Origin of the sequence: Sulfurimonas sp., from assembly GCF_034005705.1 — a bacterium.
Taxonomy (GTDB): Bacteria; Campylobacterota; Campylobacteria; order Campylobacterales; family Sulfurimonadaceae; genus Sulfurimonas.
The window spans coordinates 34,504-55,422 of record NZ_JAVEUF010000012.1 but is presented as its reverse complement, the minus strand read 5'-3'; the positions used below and the strand labels follow the sequence as shown (position 1 = coordinate 55,422).

Annotated in this window: 17 protein-coding genes and 5 tRNA genes; 20 read left to right on the top strand and 2 right to left on the bottom strand. The window is 40.3% G+C overall.

Annotated elements, in window-relative coordinates:
- The first annotated feature begins 9 nt into the window (after positions 1-9).
- The 19 genes from RBR61_RS07470 to RBR61_RS07380 all read left to right on the top strand — a co-directional run bounded on the left by RBR61_RS07470 (position 10) and on the right by RBR61_RS07380 (position 18,536).
- Positions 10-86, top strand: a tRNA-Thr gene (locus tag RBR61_RS07470).
- Positions 87-130: 44 nt separating this feature from the next.
- Positions 131-215: transfer RNA gene (locus RBR61_RS07465), tRNA-Tyr, on the top strand.
- A 14-nt stretch (positions 216-229) separates the two neighbouring features.
- Positions 230-306 (top strand) — tRNA-Gly (locus RBR61_RS07460).
- A 177-nt stretch (positions 307-483) separates the two neighbouring features.
- A tRNA-Thr gene (locus RBR61_RS07455) sits at positions 484-558 on the top strand.
- Positions 559-648: 90 nt separating this feature from the next.
- Positions 649-1,848, top strand: a complete 1,200-nt coding sequence (gene tuf, locus RBR61_RS07450) for an elongation factor Tu (protein WP_320343242.1) — start codon at positions 649-651, stop codon at positions 1,846-1,848.
- 45 nt (positions 1,849-1,893) lie between these two features.
- Positions 1,894-2,046 carry a 50S ribosomal protein L33 gene (rpmG, locus tag RBR61_RS07445; RefSeq protein WP_137011688.1) on the top strand — a complete coding sequence of 51 codons (153 nt, stop codon included), beginning with the start codon at positions 1,894-1,896 and terminating at the stop codon, positions 2,044-2,046.
- 52 nt (positions 2,047-2,098) lie between these two features.
- Positions 2,099-2,174: transfer RNA gene (locus tag RBR61_RS07440), tRNA-Trp, on the top strand.
- Positions 2,175-2,236: 62 nt separating this feature from the next.
- A complete protein-coding gene (gene secE / locus RBR61_RS07435; RefSeq protein WP_320343239.1) occupies positions 2,237-2,416 on the top strand; it encodes a preprotein translocase subunit SecE in 180 nt (59 codons plus the stop codon).
- Positions 2,417-2,425: 9 nt separating this feature from the next.
- Positions 2,426-2,968, top strand: coding sequence for a transcription termination/antitermination protein NusG (nusG, locus tag RBR61_RS07430; protein ID WP_320343237.1), 543 nt, complete (start codon positions 2,426-2,428; stop codon positions 2,966-2,968).
- A gap of 19 nt (positions 2,969-2,987) precedes the next feature.
- A complete protein-coding gene (gene rplK / locus RBR61_RS07425) occupies positions 2,988-3,413 on the top strand; it encodes a 50S ribosomal protein L11 (RefSeq protein ID WP_320343235.1) in 426 nt (141 codons plus the stop codon).
- A 66-nt stretch (positions 3,414-3,479) separates the two neighbouring features.
- Positions 3,480-4,172, top strand: coding sequence for a 50S ribosomal protein L1 (rplA, locus tag RBR61_RS07420; RefSeq protein ID WP_320343232.1), 693 nt, complete (start codon positions 3,480-3,482; stop codon positions 4,170-4,172).
- A 154-nt stretch (positions 4,173-4,326) separates the two neighbouring features.
- Positions 4,327-4,806, top strand: coding sequence for a 50S ribosomal protein L10 (gene rplJ / locus RBR61_RS07415; RefSeq protein ID WP_137011698.1), 480 nt, complete (start codon positions 4,327-4,329; stop codon positions 4,804-4,806).
- Positions 4,807-4,867: 61 nt separating this feature from the next.
- Positions 4,868-5,239 carry a 50S ribosomal protein L7/L12 gene (gene rplL, locus RBR61_RS07410; RefSeq protein ID WP_320343230.1) on the top strand — a complete coding sequence of 124 codons (372 nt, stop codon included), beginning with the start codon at positions 4,868-4,870 and terminating at the stop codon, positions 5,237-5,239.
- A gap of 223 nt (positions 5,240-5,462) precedes the next feature.
- Positions 5,463-9,608, top strand: a complete 4,146-nt coding sequence (gene rpoB / locus RBR61_RS07405; RefSeq protein WP_320343229.1) for a DNA-directed RNA polymerase subunit beta — start codon at positions 5,463-5,465, stop codon at positions 9,606-9,608.
- A complete protein-coding gene (rpoC, locus tag RBR61_RS07400; RefSeq protein WP_320343227.1) occupies positions 9,601-14,118 on the top strand; it encodes a DNA-directed RNA polymerase subunit beta' in 4,518 nt (1,505 codons plus the stop codon). Before rpoB ends, rpoC begins: the two co-directional genes overlap by 8 nt.
- Positions 14,119-14,350: 232 nt before the next feature.
- Positions 14,351-14,725 carry a 30S ribosomal protein S12 gene (gene rpsL / locus RBR61_RS07395; RefSeq protein WP_320343225.1) on the top strand — a complete coding sequence of 125 codons (375 nt, stop codon included), beginning with the start codon at positions 14,351-14,353 and terminating at the stop codon, positions 14,723-14,725.
- Between the two features lie 212 nt (positions 14,726-14,937).
- Complete coding sequence (rpsG, locus tag RBR61_RS07390; protein ID WP_320343223.1) at positions 14,938-15,405, top strand: 30S ribosomal protein S7; 468 nt, start codon at positions 14,938-14,940, stop codon at positions 15,403-15,405.
- An 11-nt stretch (positions 15,406-15,416) separates the two neighbouring features.
- Positions 15,417-17,507, top strand: coding sequence for an elongation factor G (fusA, locus tag RBR61_RS07385; protein ID WP_320343221.1), 2,091 nt, complete (start codon positions 15,417-15,419; stop codon positions 17,505-17,507).
- 363 nt (positions 17,508-17,870) lie between these two features.
- Positions 17,871-18,536 carry a hypothetical protein gene (locus RBR61_RS07380; RefSeq protein WP_320343219.1) on the top strand — a complete coding sequence of 222 codons (666 nt, stop codon included), beginning with the start codon at positions 17,871-17,873 and terminating at the stop codon, positions 18,534-18,536.
- Here the strand turns inward: RBR61_RS07380 and RBR61_RS07375 are convergent.
- A complete protein-coding gene (locus RBR61_RS07375; RefSeq protein WP_320343218.1) occupies positions 18,525-19,244 on the bottom strand; it encodes an arginyltransferase in 720 nt (239 codons plus the stop codon). The genes RBR61_RS07380 and RBR61_RS07375 overlap by 12 nt on opposite strands.
- 42 nt (positions 19,245-19,286) lie before the next feature.
- Between RBR61_RS07375 and RBR61_RS07370 the strand changes: the two genes are divergently transcribed.
- On the top strand, positions 19,287-19,628 hold the full coding sequence (locus tag RBR61_RS07370; protein WP_320343217.1) for a hypothetical protein: 342 nt from the start codon (positions 19,287-19,289) through the stop codon (positions 19,626-19,628).
- Here the strand turns inward: RBR61_RS07370 and prfB are convergent.
- A complete protein-coding gene (prfB, locus tag RBR61_RS07365; protein WP_320343216.1) occupies positions 19,606-20,703 on the bottom strand; it encodes a peptide chain release factor 2 in 1,098 nt (365 codons plus the stop codon). The two genes, RBR61_RS07370 and prfB, sit on opposite strands and share 23 nt — an antisense overlap.
- Positions 20,704-20,919 lie beyond the last annotated feature (216 nt).

The following is a 20,919-nucleotide window of genomic DNA, read 5'->3' as shown; positions in this document are numbered from 1 at the left end:
AAATTCGATGCCGACATAGCTCAGTTGGCTAGAGCAGCTGATTTGTAATCAGCAGGCCCGGGGTTCAAATCCTCGTGTCGGCACCATTGAATTTTGAATATTAGAAACAGTGTTAGACCGGATAAATTCTGGTGAGATAGTCAAGTGGCCAACGACGGCGGACTGTAAATCCGCTCCCTACGGGTTCAGAGGTTCGACTCCTCTTCTCACCACCACTTCAATGGCACATGCGGGCGTAGCTCAGTTGGCTAGAGCGTCAGCCTTCCAAGCTGAGGGTCGAGGGTTCGAGTCCCTTCACCCGCTCCATTGAATATTCTGGAAGCTGAAGTACAAATTCAACCTACTTCATACTTTTAATGTTTTGTATATTATATAGTTAATATATATTTACATACTTATCTACACAAAATTTACTAGTATTTAAAATATTTTAAAAAAATTATGCAATTATTGCTTTGTTTTGATCAGATTATATCTACTTATGCTCGCGTGGCTCAGGGGTAGAGCACTTCCTTGGTAAGGAAGAGGCCGGCGGTTCAAATCCGCTCGTGAGCTCCATGGTATAAAGTATAGTTGAAATTTAAGCAATAATTGAATAATTTTTGGGTACAATTCCATTTCTATTCACAAATTAAGTCGGAGGACACTATGGCAAAAGAAAAGTTTGAGCGTAATAAACCGCACGTAAACATTGGTACTATCGGTCACGTAGACCACGGTAAAACAACATTGACAGCAGCTATTACTGCAGTTCTAGCAGTAACTAACGGTGCAAAAATGATGGATTATGATGCAATCGACAATGCTCCTGAAGAGCGTGAGCGTGGTATCACAATCGCAACTTCACACGTAGAGTATGAGACAGATTCTCGTCACTATGCACACGTTGACTGTCCAGGTCACGCGGACTACGTTAAAAACATGATTACAGGTGCTGCTCAAATGGACGGCGCTATTCTAGTTGTTTCTGCAGCGGACGGCCCGATGCCACAAACACGTGAGCACATCCTTCTTTCTAAGCAAGTTGGTGTTCCTTATATCGTTGTTTTCATGAACAAAGAAGATATGGTTGATGATGAAGAGCTATTAGAGCTAGTTGAGATGGAGATCCGTGAACTTCTTGACACTTATGATTTCCCTGGTGACGATACTCCAATCGTTGCAGGTTCTGCTCTTAGAGCTCTTGAAGAAGCAAAAACTGGTACACTAGGACCATGGTCTGAGAAGATCAAAAAACTTATGGCTGAAGTTGATGCGTACATCCCAGAGCCGACTCGTGAAACTGATAAAGATTTCCTAATGCCGGTTGAGGACGTTTTCTCAATCTCTGGACGTGGTACTGTTGTTACAGGTCGTATCGAGCGTGGTATCATCAAAGTTGGTCAGGAAGTTGAAATAGTAGGTATCAGAGATACTCAAAAAACAACTGTTACTGGTGTTGAGATGTTCCGTAAAGAGATGGATCAAGGTGAGGCTGGTGATAACTGTGGTCTTCTTATCCGTGGTATCGGTAAAGATGATGTTGAGCGTGGTCAAGTTCTTTGTAAGCCGGGTTCAATCACTCCACACACTAAGTTTACAGCTGAGATCTACGTATTAAGCAAAGAAGAGGGTGGTCGTCACACTCCATTCTTTACTAACTACCGTCCACAGTTCTACGTTCGTACAACAGACGTAACAGGTGCAATTTCTCTACCAGAAGGTACTGAGATGGTTATGCCAGGTGATAACGTAAGTATCACTGTTGATCTAATTCACCCAATTGCTATGGAAAAAGGTACTAAGTTCGCTATCCGTGAGGGTGGACGTACAGTTGGTGCTGGTGTTGTAGCTGAGATTCTTGCATAATTCGGAGCTTTCCGAATTTGCAAAATCCTTTAAAAGGTAAATAACATGAGAGAAGCAATACATTTAGGATGTGAGAAGTGTACTCGTCGTAACTATCACACTACTAAAAACAAAAAAACTCACACTGAGAAATTTTCAGTTAAGAAATATTGTAAGTTTTGTCGCGAACACACAGTTCATAAAGAGATGAAACTCTAATATAGTTGCAATATAAGCTTAAGTCTTTTGACTTGGCTTTTTTGTTATATGCAGGCGTATAGCTCCAATGGTAGAGCACCGGATTCCAAATCCGGGTGTTGGGAGTTCGAGTCTCTCTACGCCTGCCACATTAATTATTTGTAAAGCTTTAGGGCTTTATCTGTAATTAATGAGAGCTGGGGAAGTTTAAATGAATCTAGGTACACATATAAGAAATGCGAAAATAGAGCTGAGCAAAGTTATTTTTCCTACAAAAGGTCAAGTAAAACAGGCTTACATCTCAGTTGTAATAGTTGTCGCTGTTATAGCTGCTTTTTTAGCATTAATTGATTTAGTTATGTCGTCAGTCATGTCAGCAATCTTAGGTTAAGGAGTAGCAGTGGAGGAAAAAAAAAGTAATCATCAGTGGTACTCTATACAGACATACGGAAATGAGAGAACTGTCCGCTTAGCGATTTTAAATATGATCGAAGAGATGGGACTGCAGGATAAAATAACAGACGTTATCGTTCCTACTGAAGATGTAATAGAGGTAAAAGAGGGAAAGAAAAAGATATCTGAGAGGTCTCTCTACTCAGGTTATGTTTTTGTAAGAATTGACCTCAATAAGGAGATTCAGCATCTCATACAGACTATACCAAAGGTCTCTGGATTTATCGGTGAAGCAAATACACCGACACCGCTAAGTGAGCATGATATCAATGTAATCCTTGATCGTGTTCAAAACCGTGCGGCACCTAAGCCAAAAGTATTTTTTGACAGCGGTGAGACTGTACGTATTATTGACGGTCCGTTTGCAAACTTTACGGCAACTGTAGATGAGTATGATTTAGAGCATGGAACTCTAAAACTTAACGTTTCAATTTTCGGTAGAGCAACTCCGGTTGATATCTCTTACACGCAAGTTGAAAAGATAATTTAAATTTTAAAAAGGAAAGAAGATGGCAAAGAAAATATTAGGCTACATCAAGCTGCAAATTGAAGCTGGAAAAGCAACACCTGCACCTCCGGTTGGACCTGCTCTAGGACAACGTGGTGTTAACATTATGGAATTTACTAAAGCATTTAACGAAAAAACAAAAGATAAGATGGGATTCAAAGTTCCTGTTATTATCACTGTTTATACAGATAAGAGCTTTACTTTTATTACTAAGCAGCCACCGGCATCTGCACTTTTAATGAATGCGGCAGGACTTAAAAAAGGTTCTGACAACGCACTTAAGAACAAAGTTGCAAAGATCACTCGTGCTCAGCTTATGGAAGTGGTAGATAAAAAGATCCAAGATTTAAATACTGACGATAAAGATATGGCAGCAAATATTATTGCCGGCTCAGCACGTTCAATCGGTATAGAGATCGTAGACTAAAAACAAAATATCATCGACCACAGTGATATAAAACTTTGTGGCAGAATTTCACAGGAGAATTTGATAATGAGTAAAAGATATAAACAACTAATAGAAAAAGTAGATACTACGAAAACATATGGTGTGGAAGAAGCATCGAGCGTAGTGAAAAATTTGGTAAGCGCAAAATTCGACGAAACAGTTGAAGTAGCACTTAACCTAAATGTAGATCCTAGACATGCGGACCAGATGATCCGCGGGGCTATCGTACTTCCACACGGAACAGGTAAAACTGTTCGTGTTGCAGTTTTTGCTAAAGGCGCTAAGGCGGATGAGGCAAAGGCAGCTGGTGCTGATATAGTAGGTACAGATGATCTTGTAGCACAGATCAAAGAGGGTGTTTTCAACTTCGATATCGTTGTTGCTGCACCTGACTGTATGGGTCTAGTTGGTCAGATCGGTCGTATTCTAGGGCCAAAAGGTATGATGCCTAACCCTAAAACAGGTACTGTAACTCCAGATGTTGCAACAGCTGTTAAAAACGTAAAGGGCGGTCAGGTAAATTTCCGTGTTGATAAAAAGGGAAATATACATGCAGGTATCGGTAAAGCTAGCTTTGATGCTGAGAAAATAGCAGAGAACCTCTCATCTTTTGTAAGAGCTATCAACAAGCATAAGCCATCTTCTGCAAAAGGTCGTTACATTAAAAACGGAGCACTTAGTTTAACTATGAGCCCTGCTATAAAACTTGATGTAATGCAACTGGCTGATATCAAATAATTATAGTAATTTTTAGTGCTTTATTCGTAAAGCACTATCAAGTTACTACTTTGGTAACTGCATTTTATGGACTGAAGATATAGGAGCGAGAGCTTAATGTGTCAAATCTGATTTGACACTCCTGTTGAAGTATTGTCTGGAAAGGAGATATTCTATGACAAAAACACAAAAAGCTGAAATTATTGAAGTACTTTCAAATGAGTTCAAAGAGGCTCAAAGTGTAATCTTTTGTGATTATAAAGGCCTTAGCGTTTCTAAACTTGAGAGTTTAAGAAAAGCTGCTCGTGCTAAAGACGCAAAAGTTCAAGTTGTTAAAAATACTTTAGCAACGATTGCACTAAGCAATGCAGAACTGACAGGTGTTGAATTAAAAGACACTAATATTTTAGTATGGGGTTCTGACTCGGTTGCTACTTCTAAAATAGCTGCTGATTTCGCTAAAGATAACGATAAGTTTGTGATTAAGTCTGCTTATGTTGATCGTGCACCTGCTGATGCTGCTAAAGTTGAAGCGTTTGCTAAACTTCCTGGCCGCGAAGAGCTTCTTGCTATGCTTGCTGCTACTTGGATGGCACCGATCACATGTTTCACGATCGGACTTGATGCGTTAAGACAAAAAAAAGAGGAAGCTTAATAGCTTTTAACAAATAGATGATTGAATCATCAAAATTAAAATTTCATAATGGAGAAAAATTATGGCTATAACTAAAGAAGATGTATTAGAGTTTATTTCAGGACTTTCTGTACTAGAACTTGCTGAATTGGTAAAAGAGTTTGAAGAGAAGTTCGGTGTATCTGCACAGCCTGTTGCTGTTGCTGGTGGTGCCGTAGCTGCTGGTGCTGCTGCTGAAGAGCAGACAGAATTCAACGTAATCATCACTGATTCAGGTGATAAGAAGATCAACGTAATTAAAGTTGTTCGTGCTCTTACAGGTCTTGGACTAAAAGAGGCTAAAGAAGCAACTGAAAACGTACCTTCAACAATCAAAGAAGGCGTAGATAAAGAGACAGCTGAAGATGCTAAGAAGCAACTTGAAGAAGCTGGTGCAAAAGTAGAAATTAAATAATTACTGCTAAGAGATGCTAAAGAGATATTTTCTCTTTAAGCTCTCAATTTTTGGGCGCTTTTACGAATGGATTTCAATCTCTTCGTAAAAGTGCCCTTATGTCGTTAATAAGCACTATAAAACAAGCTCTGATTTTGAGCTCAAAAAATTGCCCGGGGACGCTTGGGCATGACACCTTAATCAATCAAGATTAAGTCTTAAAAACAACTCATCGAGGTAGCCAATGTTAAACACTTTATATTCCGGAAACCGTCTTCGTGTAGACTTCTCTAAAACTCCTCAACAGATAGAAGTACCAAATCTACTGCAACTACAGCAAAGTTCATACGGCAAGTTCTTAATGCTTGATGAAAAAGATCGCGCGCAAAGCGGCGTAGAGACAGTATTTCAGTCAGTTTTTCCAATCCATGATTCCCAAAACAGATTGACTCTTGAGTATATAGGCAGTGAAGTAGGCAAGCCAAAATACACTGTAAGAGAGTGTATGGAGCGCGGTCTGACTTACGCAGTTAGCTTAAGAATGAAAACCCGCCTTGTTCTTTGGGACAGAGATGAAAACACTAAAGAGAAGCTTGGCGTTAAAGATATTAAAGAGCAGAGCATATTTGTTCGTGATATCCCTTTGATGACCGAGAGAACATCTTTTATTATCAACGGTGTTGAGAGAGTTGTCGTTAATCAGCTTCACCGCTCACCTGGTGTAATCTTTAAAGAAGAAGAGTCGACTACTTCAGGAAATAAACTTATCTATACAGGTCAGATCATTCCAGACCGCGGTTCATGGCTCTATTTTGAGTACGATCCAAAAGATATTCTTTATATGAGAATCAACAAGCGTCGTAAAGTTCCGGTAACTATTATGTTCCGTGCGCTTGGGTACTCAAAGCAGGATATTTTAAAACTTTTCTATCCGATTCAGAACATTAGCATTATTGACAACAAGTTTTTAATGCCGTTCAACCCGAATGACTATTCTGCGAGACTGACTTACGATCTTATCGATAAAGACGGTACTGTTCTTTTGGCTTCAGGAAAAAGACTCTCTGCTAAGAAGTCACAGAAGTTTATCGAAGATGGTCTTACCGAGGTTGAGTATCCTCTGGAAGTACTTCTTGACCGTTACTTGGCTAAGCCTATTATCGATCCTGAAACTGGTGAGGTCCTTTTTGACGCTATGACTCGTATCGATGAGAACAAATTAAAGAAAATGAGCGAAATCGGCGTTAAAAGCTTCAGCATTGCAAATGACTTGGCTGACGGCGTTGATGGCTCGATAATCAATGCGTTCAATGCGGATGCAGACTCTCTGAAGCTGCTTAAGCAGACAGAAGATATTGAAGATGAGAATGATCTCTCAGCTATTCGTATCTATAAAGTTATGAGACCTGGCGAGCCTGTAACCAAAGAGGCTGCAAAGATTTTTGTGAACCAGCTCTTCTTTGATCCTGAGAGATATGACTTGACAAAAGTCGGCCGTATGAAAATGAACCACAAACTTGGTCTTAATATTCCTGAGTATATAACTGTTCTTACTCATGAGGATATTATCGAGTCTGTTAAATATGTTATTAAAGTCAAAAACGGTTTGGGTCATATCGATGATAGAGATCACTTAGGAAACCGTCGTATCCGTTCTATCGGTGAGCTTCTAGGAAACGAGTTACACAACGGTCTTATCAAGATGCAAAAAGCGATTCGTGACAAGCTCTCTACTATGAGCGGACCTATGAATGAGCTTATGCCGCATGACCTGATCAACTCAAAGATGATCACTTCGACGATTATGGAGTTTTTCTCAGGCGGACAGCTTTCACAGTTTATGGATCAGACCAACCCGTTATCAGAAGTTACTCATAAGCGCCGTTTATCGGCACTAGGTGAGGGCGGTCTTATTAAAGAGCGTGCAGGATTCGAAGTTCGTGACGTTCACCCTACTCACTATGGAAGAATCTGTCCTATCGAGACTCCGGAGGGTCAGAACATCGGTCTTATCAATACGCTTGCAACTTACTCAAAAGTTAATGAGCACGGCTTTATTGAAGCTCCGTATAAAGTTATGAAAGACGGAAAAGTCCTAAACGAGGTTGTTTATCTTACTGCAACTCAAGAAGAGGGCAAAAGAATAGCAGCGGCGTCAAATAAGTTGGATGAGAACGGTCAATTTATAGATAAGATGGTAGTTACAAGAATGGATGGCGAGATACTACACCGCCCTGTAACAGAGTGTGAATATGCAGACCTCTCTTCTCACATGGTTGTCGGTGTTGCAGCTTCACTTATCCCGTTCTTGGAACATGATGATGCTAACCGTGCACTAATGGGTTCAAACATGCAGCGTCAAGCGGTTCCGCTTATCAAGTGTGACGCTCCGATGGTAGGAACAGGTGTTGAAAAGCTGGTTGCACGTGACTCATGGGAGTGTGTAAAAGCTAAGCGTGCCGGAGTTGTAGAGAAAGTTGACGGTAGACATATCTATGTAATGGGTGAAGAGGATGGAGATATCTATATAGATTACTATCCATTGCAAAAGAATCTTCGTACAAACCAGAATACTGCATTTGCACAAAAACCTATCGTAAAGATCGGTCAGAGAGTAGAAGCGGGTCAAATCATCGCAGACGGTCCAAATATGGATCAAGGAGAGCTTGCTCTAGGTGTCAATGCAATGGTTGCATTTATGCCTTGGAACGGTTATAACTTCGAGGATGCTATTGTTATCTCTGAGAGACTTATCCGTAAAGATGCATTTACTTCGGTTCACATCTATGAGAAAGAGGTAGAGGCAAGAGAGTTAAAGCACGGTGTTGAAGAGATAACCCGTGATATTCCTAATGTCAGAGACGATGAGCTTGCTCACCTTGATGATAGCGGTATCGTTAAGATCGGTACAAATGTTAAAGGCGGTATGATTCTTGTCGGTAAGGTTTCTCCAAAAGGGGAGGTTAAGCCTACTCCAGAAGAGAGACTACTTCGTGCGATTTTTGGTGAAAAAGCGGGTCACGTTATAAACAAATCGCTCTATTGTCCTCCAAGTATGGAAGGTGTTGTCGTTGACGTTAAGATCTTTACGAAAAAGGGTTACGACAAGGACGCACGTGCACTAGAACTTGAAAAAGAGGAGCGTGACTACCTAGAGCGTGAGCACTATGACAGACTTCTTATGATAGACAAAGAGGAGATGTTAAGAGTTACTAAGCTTTTAACAAAAGAGCCTCTTATTGCGGACATTAAGATCGGAAATACAAGCTATAAAGCGGGCGACATCATAGACGGCAAAGACCTTCTTGAGGTTAACCGTTTTGCAATGAACGCTATCATAAAATCTTTCAGCGAAGAGATTCAGTCTGAGTATAACAAGACTAAAAACTATTTCCAAAAAGAGAAGAGACTTTTCCGCGATGAGCATGAAGAGAAACTCAATATCTTAGAAAAAGATGACATTCTGCCAAACGGCGTTGTTAAGTATGTAAAAGTTTATATCGCTACGAAACGCCAGTTGAAAGTCGGTGATAAAATGGCTGGACGTCACGGTAACAAGGGTATCGTATCTACTATAGTTCCTGAAGTTGATATGCCGTATATGGAAGATGGAAGAAGTGTAGATGTATGTCTTAACCCACTGGGTGTTCCTTCTCGTATGAATATCGGTCAGATATTAGAGATGCACCTTGGTATGGCAGGACGTGAGCTTGGAAATCAGATCTTAGAAGAGTTTAATACTAAACAAAAAGATTTTATTCAAAATATCCGCTCAAAGATGATAGAGATATCGGATGTTGCAGGTATGATGAACGCGAAAGCAGTTATAGGCAAGATGAGTGACGATGAACTTCTTCACTATGCGCGTGACTGGTCAAAAGGTGTGAAATTCGCATCTCCTATCTTTGAAGGTGTAAATCCTGAAGAGTTCGAGAAGCTGTTCAAGCTTGCTAAGATGGATACCGACGGTAAAATCGTGCTTTATAACGGCATGACTGGTGAGAAGATCAAAGAGCGTGTAAACGTTGGTTATATGTATATTCTTAAGCTTCACCACTTGGTTGATGAGAAGATCCATGCACGTTCAACCGGTCCATACTCTCTTGTTACGCAGCAGCCTGTTGGCGGTAAAGCGCTATTCGGAGGCCAGAGATTCGGTGAGATGGAGGTTTGGGCGCTAGAGGCTTATGGTGCAAGTGCCGTACTTAAAGAGATGCTTACAATCAAATCAGATGATGTTGATGGGCGTGTTCGTGCTTACAAAGCAATTACAAAAGGTGAATTGGTTCCTGAATCAGGTATTCCGGAGACGCTATTTGTATTAACAAAAGAGCTACAATCATTGGCTCTTGATGTAGAAATATTTGACGAGGTAGAAGATAATGAGTAAATTAGTACCTATTGAAGTAACTGAAGAGAACAGACCGACTGATATAAAACAGATACAGTTTCGCTTGGCATCTCCGGAAAAGGTTATGTCTTGGAGTCATGGTGAAGTTAAAAAGCCAGAAACTATTAACTACCGTACGCTAAAACCTGAGCGTGACGGTCTATTTTGTGCTAAGATCTTCGGTCCCGTAAGAGATTATGAGTGTCTGTGCGGCAAATACAAGAAGATGCGTTACAAAGGCGTTGTATGTGAGAAGTGTGGCGTTGAAGTAACTAGTACAAAAGTTCGCCGCGTAAGAATGGGACATATTGAGCTTGTAACTCCTGTTGCGCATATCTGGTATGTAAGTTCGCTTCCATCACGTATAGGTACGCTTTTAGGCATTAAAATGAAAGATCTTGAGCGTGTACTTTACTATGAGGCGTATATCGTAGAAGAGGGCGGCGAAGCATATTATGATGCTGAAGCAAAAACACCTGTTTTAAAATATGATGTTTTAAATGAGGAGCAGTACCGTACTTTAGTTTCAAGATTTGGAGAACTGGGCTTTAAGGCTCGTATGGGCGGTGAAGTCGTTCGTGATCTTCTTGATTCTATCGATCTTGTTGACGCATTTACTCAGCTAAAAGAGGAGATAGAACTTACAAAAAGCGAAGCAAAGACAAAGATAATTGCTAAGAGATTAAAAGTTATCGAGTCGTTTTTAAATTCCGGAAACAATCCTGCTTGGATGATGCTAACGGTTCTTCCTGTTCTTCCGCCTGACCTTAGACCGCTTGTATCGCTGGATGGCGGTAAATTCGCAGTTTCAGACGTAAATGACCTATATCGTCGTGTTATTAACCGTAACCAACGTCTTAAGCGTCTTGTAGAGCTTGAAGCACCAGAGATCATTGTAAGAAATGAGAAGCGTATGCTTCAAGAGTCTGTTGATGCGCTTTTTGACAACGGTCGTCGTGCAAATGCTGTAAAGGGTGCAAATAAGCGTCCACTCAAATCTTTAAGTGAGATTATTAAAGGTAAGCAGGGTCGTTTTAGACAAAACCTTCTAGGTAAGCGTGTTGACTTCTCAGGACGTTCTGTAATCGTTGTCGGACCAAGCTTAGCGATGGATGAGTGTGGTTTACCAAAGAAAATGGCACTTGAACTTTTCAAGCCACATTTGATAGCTAAGCTAGAAGATAAAGGTTATGCTACTACTGTAAAAGCCGCTAAGAAAATGATTGAAGACAAAACAAATGAAGTTTGGGAGTGTTTAGCAGAGATAGTTGATGGATACCCTGTTTTACTAAATCGTGCGCCAACACTTCATAAGCTTTCTATTCAAGCATTTCATCCTAAACTAATAGAGGGTAAAGCTATTCAACTTCATCCTTTAGTTTGTGCTGCATTTAATGCCGATTTCGATGGTGACCAGATGGCTGTGCATGTACCTTTAAGTTCAGCTGCTATCGCAGAGGCAAAAGTATTGATGATGGCATCTATGAACATCCTTCTTCCTGCGTCAGGTAAAGCGATCGCAACGCCTTCACAGGATATGGTTCTTGGTATCTACTATATTACTTTAGAGAAAAATGGAGTAAAAGGTTCAAACAAACTTTTCGCAAACGTTGATGAAGTAAGAATTGCTATAGAGCATGATGCGCTTGATATCCATGCAAAAGTAAGAACAAGAGACGAGGGCAGAATCATTCATACTACTGCGGGACGTATGCTTCTTAAAGCTATCCTTCCTGATTTTGTTCCATCTGAACTTTGGAACAGAGTTATGAAGAAAAAAGCTATCAACGAACTGGTAGACTACGTTCAAAAGCATGGCGGTATCGGTGTAACTGCAGGATTCTTGGACAGACTTAAAAACTTAGGTTTTAAACACGCTACCGAGTCAGGGGTATCTATATCTATCGATGATATTAAAATCCCTGAAACTAAAGAAGCGAAGATAACAGAATCTAAGAACAGAGTTTTTGAGATCCAAAAACAGTATGAAGCAGGTCTTTTAACCGAACAAGAGAGATACAACAAGATTATTGACGTTTGGACTGACACGAACAACACTCTTGCGACTCAGATGATGGACCTTGTTCAAACTGATAAGAACGGATTTAACTCTATCCATATGATGGCAGACTCAGGCGCTCGTGGTTCAGCGGCTCAGATTCGTCAGCTTGCTGGTATGAGGGGATTGATGGCTAAGCCGAGCGGTGAAATTATCGAAACTCCTATTATCTCAAACTTTAAAGAGGGTCTAAACGTCGTTGAGTACTTTATTTCTACCCACGGTGCTAGAAAAGGTCTTGCCGATACAGCTCTAAAAACTGCCAACGCTGGATACTTGACTCGTAAACTTGTCGACGTTGCGCAGAATGTTAAGATCGTTGAGCATGACTGTCATACTCACGAAGGTATCGAAATCTCTGATATTTCAGATCAAAACACTCTGATCGAGTCTCTAGAAGACAGACTAAACGGAAGAGTCTTGGCTGATGACGTTATAGACCCGATCAGCAACGAGATACTATTCGCAGAGGGAACTCTGATCGATGAAGTAAGCGCTAAAGTTATCGCTGAGGCTGGTATTAAAACAGCATATATCAGAACGCCGACTACGTGTAAGAGTGAAAACGGTATCTGTGCTCTTTGTTACGGTGTTAACCTTGCAACAGGTCATATCGTTCGCAAAGGTGAGGCAGTAGGTATTATTGCCGCTCAGTCGATCGGTGAGCCTGGTACACAGCTTACTCTTAGAACATTCCACGTCGGTGGAACGGCATCTTCGACTGCTCAAGAGAGACAGGTTATTGCTGAGAAAGAGGGCTTTATACGCTACTACAACCTTAAGACTTACGCTTCAAAAGAGGGTAAAAATATAGTAGCAAACCGCAGAAATGCAGCGGTACTATTGGTTGAGCCAAAGATAAAGGCACCGTTTGCAGGTAAAGTTGAGATACAGACTGTTCATGATGAAGTCATTATCAGTGTAACGTCAAAAACAGATACGGTTCGTTATGTACTGCGTAAAAATGAGATCGCTAAGCCTAACGAACTTGCTGGTATCGGCGGTCAAATTGAGGGTAAATACTACTTCCCGTATGAGAGCGGCTCTGAAGTAAAAGAGCTTGAGTCGATCGTTGAGACGATCAAAGACGGATGGAACGTACCAAGCCGTATCCCTTACGCTTCTGAGGTTCTTGTTGCAAATGGTGCTCCTGTTACACAGAAGATATTCGCAAAAGAGGACGGAGTAGTTAAATACTTCTTGCTAAAAGGCGACTACCTAGAGAGATTTGAGGGATTAAAAGCTGGCTATGAAGTAGTTGAAAAAGGACTTTTTGCAACAGTTGTCGATTCAAACAACCGTGAAGCGGTACGTCACTACATAGCTCGTGGTTCGGTAATTGTTGCCGAAGATGATGCAGTTGTGGATCCAAAGTCAGTCATCGCTAAGCCTAAGAGCGATGAGTCTACGGTTATAGCAGAGTGGGACCCATACTCTAACCCGATCATATCTGAAACGAACGGTGTCGTTAAGTTTGAAGATATCATCAGCGGAACTACCGCTACAGAGCAGTATGATGAACTTACAGGCAAAACCCGTTTAATGATAAACGATCATATATCTGCTGAGTATAAACCGACGATCGTTCTTGCAAGTGAGGACGGAGAGCTATTAAGATATCAACTCCAAGCGAAAACTTCGATCTATGTTAAAGATGGAGCGACAGTTAAAGTAGCTGATATAATTGCGAAAACTCCAAAAGCACTTCAAAAATCAAGCGATATTACAGGGGGTCTTCCTCGTGTAAGTGAACTTTTCGAGGGTCGTCGTCCAAAAGCAACGGCACTTATCTCTGAGATTGACGGAACGGTTAGTTTTGGAAAACCGCTTCGCGGCAAGATCAGAATAATGGTTTCATCTGATAATGGAATCATAAAAGAGTATTTTGTCGATAAATCTCATAGTGCCGTTGTAAACACGGGTGACTTTGTACATGCGGGTGAGAGATTGACCTCTGGTATAATCTCTTCACATGAACTTCTTCGTATAATGGGCGTTAAAGCACTTTATAACTACCTAGTAAGTGAAGTACAGCAAGTATATCGCTCACAGGGTGTTAATATTTCTGATAAGCATATTGAGGTAATTTTTACTCAGATGTTAAGACAGATAAAAATTGTAAAATCAGGCGATACGAAGTTCATCGAAGGGGATCTGATCTCTAAAACTAAATTTGCTCAAGAAAACGAGAAGATCGTTAAACTCGGCGGACGCCCTGCTATTGCAGAGCCGTTCCTTGTAGGTATCACAAGAGCTGCAGTTTCTGCTGATAGTATTATCTCTGCAGCATCATTTCAAGATACTACAAAGGTATTGACAGAAGCTGCAGTAAGTGCAAAAATAGATGACTTAAACGACCTTAAAGAAAACGTCATCATCGGACGTACTATTCCTGTTGGAACTGGTATCTATAAAGATCAGCATATTCTTTTTGGATACAATGGAGAGTAATCTTCATATATTTAAACTACTTTGCCCCTTGCACTGATGCAAGGGGTATCTTTACTCTAAACTTCTATCCTCTATGCAGTAAGTAGCTATAATTTCTCATATAAAATTCTAAATATTAAGTAATACTTAAAATAAGCTAACTTTAATCACTTTTTTTATATTATTACGCGTCTATAACTCCCTAGAAAATAGCGAGTTAAATTCTACTGGAAAAATTAAGTAAAGGAATTGTATGCCTACAATCAATCAATTGATTCGCAAAGAGCGTAAAAAAGTGACTAAAAATTCAAAGTCACCAGCTCTTGTATCATGTCCACAGCGTCGTGGTGTTTGTACTCGTGTTTACACAACTACACCTAAAAAACCTAACTCAGCTTTAAGAAAAGTTGCAAAAGTTAGACTGACTTCAGGTTTTGAAGTTATTTCTTATATCGGTGGTGAGGGTCACAACCTTCAAGAACACTCAATAGTACTAGTTCGTGGTGGTCGTATCAAAGACTTACCGGGTGTTAAGTATCATATCGTACGTGGTGCACTGGATACTGCAGGTGTTGCTAACCGTACTGTTGCTCGTTCTAAATACGGAACAAAGCGTCCTAAAAAATAACAAGTAATTTTTAGGAACAACGATTTAATAATTACGTAAAACGAGCAAAAGCCCGTTTTTCTACGTTAACACTGGGTTTTCTTCAGCAGAAGGCTCACGAAACTAGTTTCGAAAAAAGTGGAAAGCTGAAAAACATTAAGCTAGCACAGGATATGTCTTGAGTGATATATTTTGAGTAAATTTAAAAAAAAATTGAAGTAAGGAAATTACAAATGAGAAGAAGAAAAGCTCCCGTTCGTGAAATTATGCCCGATCCGGTTTATGGAAGCAAAGTTTTAACGAAGTTTATAAACAAAATTATGTATGACGGTAAAAAAAGTACTGCTGAGAAGATCATATACAGTGCTTTGGATATCGTAAGTTCTCGCGGCGAAAAAAGCGGTATCGATACTTTTAACGATGCTATTGAAAATATTAAGCCGATCATAGAAGTAAAAAGTCGCCGTGTTGGTGGTGCTACTTATCAAGTTCCAGTAGAAGTACGCCCAGTACGTCAATTGTCACTAGCTATCAGATGGTTAGTTGATGCTTCTCGTAAAAGAAATGAGAGAACGATGGCTGAGAGATTGGCTAATGAACTAATGGATGCTGCATCTGAAAAAGGGAATGCATTCAAGAAAAAAGAAGATACTTATCGTATGGCTGAAGCAAATAAAGCATTTGCTCACTATCGTTGGTAATAGGATAAATTATGGCAAGATCACATAAACTAGAAGATGTAAGAAACATCGGTATTGCTGCTCACATTGATGCAGGAAAAACTACAACAACAGAGAGAATCCTTTTTTATACAGGTGTTGAGCATAAAATGGGTGAAACTCATGAAGGTTCAGCAACTATGGACTGGATGGAACAAGAGCAAGAGAGAGGTATTACAATTACTTCAGCTGCAACTACTTGTGAATGGGCTGGTAAACAGATAAATATTATTGATACTCCGGGCCACGTTGACTTTACTATTGAAGTTGAGCGTTCTATGCGTGTACTTGATGGTGCTGTTTCTGTTTTTTGTGCAGTTGGTGGTGTTCAACCTCAATCTGAGACTGTATGGAGACAAAGAAATCGCTATGGTGTTCCATCTATTGTTTATGTTAACAAAATGGATAGAACAGGTGCAAATTTTTATGCAGTTGAAGAACAAATTCGTACTCGCTTAAAAGGAAATCCGGTTCCAATCCAGATACCAATCGGTGAAGAAGATAGTTTTATGGGTGTAATAGATCTTGTTAAGATGAAGGCTATCGTATGGGATCAAGATGCTGCAATGGGTTCAAACTACCATGTAGAAGAGATCCCTGCAAACTTAGTTGACAAAGCTGCAGAGTATCGTGAAAAACTTATTGAGTCTATATCTGAAGCTGACGGAAACGAGCATCTTGCAGAGAAGTACCTAGAGGGTGAAGATTTAACTGAAGATGAGATTATTGCGGGTATCAAAGCTGCTACAATCGGTATGCATATCGTTCCTATGGTGTGCGGTACTTCGTTTAAAAACAAAGGCGTTCAGACACTTCTTGATGCTGTTGTTGCATATCTTCCGGCTCCGACAGAAGTTGCTGCTATTCGCGGAACGATGATGGATGATGAAGAGAAAGAAGTTGTTGTTGACTCTTCTGATAAGGGAGCATTTGCATCTTTAGCGTTTAAGATCATGACTGACCCTTTCGTTGGAACATTGACATTTATCCGTGTTTATCGTGGTTCTTTAGAAGCAGGCTCATTTGTCCATAACTCTACAAAAGATAAAAAAGAGCGCATTGGACGTATCGTGAAGATGCACGCAGTTAAGCGTGAAGAGATCAAAGAGGTTTACGCTGGTGAAATCGCCGCAGTTGTCGGTCTTAAGTATACAACTACCGGTGATACTCTTTGTGATGCTTCGGATCCTGTTGTTCTAGAGCGTATGGATTTCCCTGAGCCGGTTATATCTGTTGCTGTTGAGCCAAAAACAAAAGCAGACCAAGAGAAGATGGGACTAGCGCTTGGTAAACTTGCTGCTGAGGATCCATCTTTTAGAGTTCACACTGATGAAGAGACAGGTCAGACTATTATTTCGGGAATGGGTGAGTTACACCTTGAAATTCTTGTAGATAGAATGAAAAGAGAGTTCAAAGTTGAAGCAGAAGTAGGTGCTCCGCAGGTTTCATACCGTGAGACGATCAGAAATGAAGTTTCTCAAGAGTACAAATATGCTAAGCAGTCTGGTGGACGTGGACAATTTGGACACGTATATCTTAGAATCAAGCCGGGTAATCCTGGTGATGGATTTATCTTCCACAACGAGATTAAAGGCGGAGTTATTCCAAAAGAATACATTCCTGCAGTTGAAAAAGGTTGTGAAGAGACTATGGCTAACGGTGTTCTTGCTGGTTATCCGATGGAAGACGTTGAAGTTACGCTTTATGACGGTTCATTCCACGAAGTCGACTCTAACGAGATGGCATTTAAACTTGCTGCATCAATGGGCTTTAAAGAGGGTTGTAGAAAAGCAAACCCTGCTATCTTAGAGCCGATCATGAAAGTTGAAGTTGAAGTTCCTGAAGATTATATGGGTGACGTTATCGGTGACCTTAACCGTCGTCGTGGACAGATCAATGCAATGGGTGACAGAGCAGGAAACAAGATCGTTGACGCTTTCGTTCCTCTAGCTGAGATGTTCGGTTACTCGACTGACCTTCGTTCTGCTACTCAAGGTAGAGCAACGTACGCTATGGAATTCGATCACTATGAAGAAGTTCCAAGAAATGTATCTGAAGAGATCATTAAAAAGAGAAATGGCTAAACAGCTATAAAAGATGCCTCCTAATTATAAAGGAGGCATTTACTACAAACTATCTATAAAAATCTAATCTTACGATTAATTAGTTTTATTTCTATTTTTTAAATAGAATAGAAACTTTACTGCTGCTCTTAAAGCCAGTATAATCATATATACGGCAGATGTCCAAAGAAGCGGATGTATAAAATTTCCATGCTCCATCATCAAAGAAGTTCTTTGTGCAGGTGAAGTCAGTAGGTCTGAGTGCTGCAAAACGGAGAGCACCAACAAGATTGAAAAGAAGTAAATAAGTTCAATTTTTATTTTTTTAATCATAACGCAATTATATCTACTATAATTAAAAAAATAAAAAAATCAGGCAAAAAAATGAAAACAATTGTAGTAATATCCCTCCTCTCACTGACCCTCTTTGCTAAAAATCCTTCTGTGTACTCTCAACTGGGTGATATAATCTACGATAACTCAACGGCTATTGAAAAGTTGGCGGATATAGCAGAGTTCTCAAACTATAAAAAAGAGATACAAGAGTATATAAAAAATGTAAACGATACAAAAAAAGATGGATTTGCCATTGAGTCCGGTGATAGAAGCGTAGATGACGCAAATTATTTGAAAAAACTAAGGGAGCTTTACAAAAAAGATAGAAATTTTTTAAGGATCTCAAAAATTAGTTTTGAAGAGTCGATGCAGAATAATAACGTTGTACTTTTTGAGCAGCTGATCAATTCCGGGATCATAGAGTTAGATGAGCACAAAAGAGCTATTGTAGAGTTTTATACGGTCCATAAGGATGAGCTCTCACTCTCAAAAGAGCCTAAGCAATTTGTTGAAGAGGCTCTAAAAGAGCGTAAAAGTGAAATAGAGGCAAGAGAAGCGGCAAAGAAGAGAGAGAGTGAAGCCGAGAGAATAAGATGGCTTAGAGAAAAGGACAAAGAGAGAGAAGAGAGAAGAAGAAAGCAGCTTGAAGAGGAGCTGCTTAAGCAAAAAAGAGAGATAAGAGAGTATCAAAAAGAGGAGCTGTTAGGTAGCTGACCAAATCGGCTCTTCATATATTGTAGGTCTTCCCTCAAGCGTCAGATAGGGCTCGTAGTGAGATTTATATGCTAAAGAGGGGCAATCTTTTACATAGTACCCTAGATATATCCACCTCTTTTTGCTTCTTTTAGCAAATGTTATCTGGTTATATAGAGATAGCCTTCCTAACGATAATTGAGCATAATCGGGGTCATAATAGAAGTATATCGAGGAGACGCCGTCTTCCAAAATATCGATCAGATCAACCCCTATAAGCTTATCGTCCAAAAAGTACAAAACCTCATAGCCGAAATCGTTATGGGCATCAACAAAAGAGTTATAATAGCTCTGCGCGGATGACGGTGTATGTTCCCATCCCTTTTTCTCATTCATAAAAAGATGATACTTTTCAAATAGCTCCAGGTGTGCTTTGCTGATAGTGGGTCTTTGAATATAGCTTTTAACATCGGAAGCTTTTCTTATGACCCTTCTTTGTGAAGATGAGAATTTGAAATTCTCAACATCTATCTTTATACTTTTGCACTCATCGCAGGCAGCACAGATCGGTCTGAAGTACATCTTTCCGAATCTTCTGTATCCACGCTCTATGAGATCCTGACAGTAATCAACCGAACACTCGTCAATGACCTTGTAGTGTGTTGTCTGGTTCATATTAGGCAAGTAGGAGCATTTGTCGCTTACTCTAAACTCTTTAAGTATATTCATACTCGAAGTTTGACATAATTATTATTATAAAAAGGTATATAGATGAAAGAGATATTTAAAAAATATAAAATTATAATTTTTAGAACAGCTGGTGCAGTTATGTTAGTTGTCGGGTTTGCTTTGTACTTTTGGATCTCTCCAAAAGAGGTGGCAACTGAAAATGAAATAGCTGCTGCCAATGTTGCAAGAATGGAGGCAAGTGTTCGCGGTATTTCCTCATCTACAAAGCAGAGGCAGGAACCTGCTGCTTCGAAGTTTGTTGAGGAGCTCAAAAATGCTCAAAAGAAACAGATACAGTACATGACTATTTTGAGCATGGTCTTTGGAGCTCTTTTTTTGGGTTACAGCTTTATCTCTAAACCTAAGAGCGATTCTGAGAAATAAGCACGTCCTCTATCATCTTATCTATATCGCCATCCAGTATGGCGCTGACATTTGAGTACGCTACGTTGCTTCTTGTATCTTTTATCTGCTGATATGGCTGCATAACGTAAGAGCGTATCTGGTGTCCCCATCCTATTTCGCTTTTTGCAACACCGTCGGCTTCAGCTTTTTGCGCTTCAAGTTCAAGTTCATATAGCCTTGATTTTAACATCTTCATAGCGGTTGCCCTGTTCTTATGCTGACTTCTGTCATTTTGGCACTGTACGACGACGCCTGTCGCTATGTGGGTAATTCTGATAGCCGATTCTGTTTTGTTGACGTGCTGCCCGCCCGCACCGCTTGAGCGGTAAGTATCAACACGAATATCTTTGTCCTCTATCTCGATGTTAATGTCATCGTCTATCTCAGGAGAGACCATGACAGAGCTAAAAGAGGTGTGTCTTTTTGCATTTGAGTCAAAAGGCGATATGCGCACGAGCCTGTGGATGCCGTTTTCAACTTTTAGATATCCGTAGGCATTCTCGCCTTTGATGAGCAGCGAGACATCTTTTATGCCGGCCTCTTCGCCGGCTTGATAGTCAAGAACCTCGACGCTCCATCCGCGTCTCTCTGCAAATCTTTTGTACATTCTAAGAAGCATAGATGCCCAGTCTTGCGACTCTGTTCCGCCTGCTCCAGGGTGAATGGATAAAATGGCATTGTTCGCATCCGTCTCTTCGCTCAGCAATACTTCTATCTCCATGGCGCGTATAAAATCTTCAAGCTCCTCGGCTCCATCAAAGCACTCTTTTATGGACTCCTCGTCACCCTCGTCTTTTGCCATTTCATAGAGCTCTTTTGCATCATCAAGAGCATCTTTTGCAACGTTGTATTTGTTTAGTTTTCTCTCGCACTGCGTCTTCTCCTTTTGCACTGCCGCAGCATTTGCGGCGTCATTCCAAAAGTCCTGAGAGTTTTCAAGCTCTGCTATCTCATCTAGACGCTCTTGAAGTTTATGAGGCTCAACCACACCCGTTATGTTGTTCATCTTTTTTGAAAGGTCTTTTAAAAGCTCTGTATATTCGTAATTATCCATAAAATCAATCCAATAGTGTATAATTACGCGATTATATTCTAGGACACCTCTAAAAGCCCTTAACTATTTTTGCTTTAAGAGATTTGCTGTATATCAAGGCGCTGTGAAAAGACATAGCAAAAGCTATGGCGATGAACAGCAACGATGATAGCCGGCAAATCTATAAAGCCCAGAGGGAAGGCAACTTTTTAGGTATTTTGTCGTCAGATTTTTCAC

Coding starts and splice junctions, on each gene's coding strand:
- rpsL (WP_320343225.1), top strand. CDS start 14,351: ATGCCTACAATCAATCAATTGATTCGCAAAGAGCGTAAAAAAGTGACT.
- rpsG (WP_320343223.1), top strand. CDS start 14,938: ATGAGAAGAAGAAAAGCTCCCGTTCGTGAAATTATGCCCGATCCGGTT.
- rpoC (WP_320343227.1), top strand. CDS start 9,601: ATGAGTAAATTAGTACCTATTGAAGTAACTGAAGAGAACAGACCGACT.
- prfB (WP_320343216.1), bottom strand. CDS start 20,703: ATGGATAATTACGAATATACAGAGCTTTTAAAAGACCTTTCAAAAAAG.
- secE (WP_320343239.1), top strand. CDS start 2,237: ATGAATCTAGGTACACATATAAGAAATGCGAAAATAGAGCTGAGCAAA.
- rplL (WP_320343230.1), top strand. CDS start 4,868: ATGGCTATAACTAAAGAAGATGTATTAGAGTTTATTTCAGGACTTTCT.
- rpmG (WP_137011688.1), top strand. CDS start 1,894: ATGAGAGAAGCAATACATTTAGGATGTGAGAAGTGTACTCGTCGTAAC.
- RBR61_RS07370 (WP_320343217.1), top strand. CDS start 19,287: ATGAAAGAGATATTTAAAAAATATAAAATTATAATTTTTAGAACAGCT.
- tuf (WP_320343242.1), top strand. CDS start 649: ATGGCAAAAGAAAAGTTTGAGCGTAATAAACCGCACGTAAACATTGGT.
- RBR61_RS07380 (WP_320343219.1), top strand. CDS start 17,871: ATGAAAACAATTGTAGTAATATCCCTCCTCTCACTGACCCTCTTTGCT.
- rplA (WP_320343232.1), top strand. CDS start 3,480: ATGAGTAAAAGATATAAACAACTAATAGAAAAAGTAGATACTACGAAA.
- rpoB (WP_320343229.1), top strand. CDS start 5,463: ATGTTAAACACTTTATATTCCGGAAACCGTCTTCGTGTAGACTTCTCT.
- fusA (WP_320343221.1), top strand. CDS start 15,417: ATGGCAAGATCACATAAACTAGAAGATGTAAGAAACATCGGTATTGCT.
- RBR61_RS07375 (WP_320343218.1), bottom strand. CDS start 19,244: ATGAATATACTTAAAGAGTTTAGAGTAAGCGACAAATGCTCCTACTTG.
- rplJ (WP_137011698.1), top strand. CDS start 4,327: ATGACAAAAACACAAAAAGCTGAAATTATTGAAGTACTTTCAAATGAG.
- rplK (WP_320343235.1), top strand. CDS start 2,988: ATGGCAAAGAAAATATTAGGCTACATCAAGCTGCAAATTGAAGCTGGA.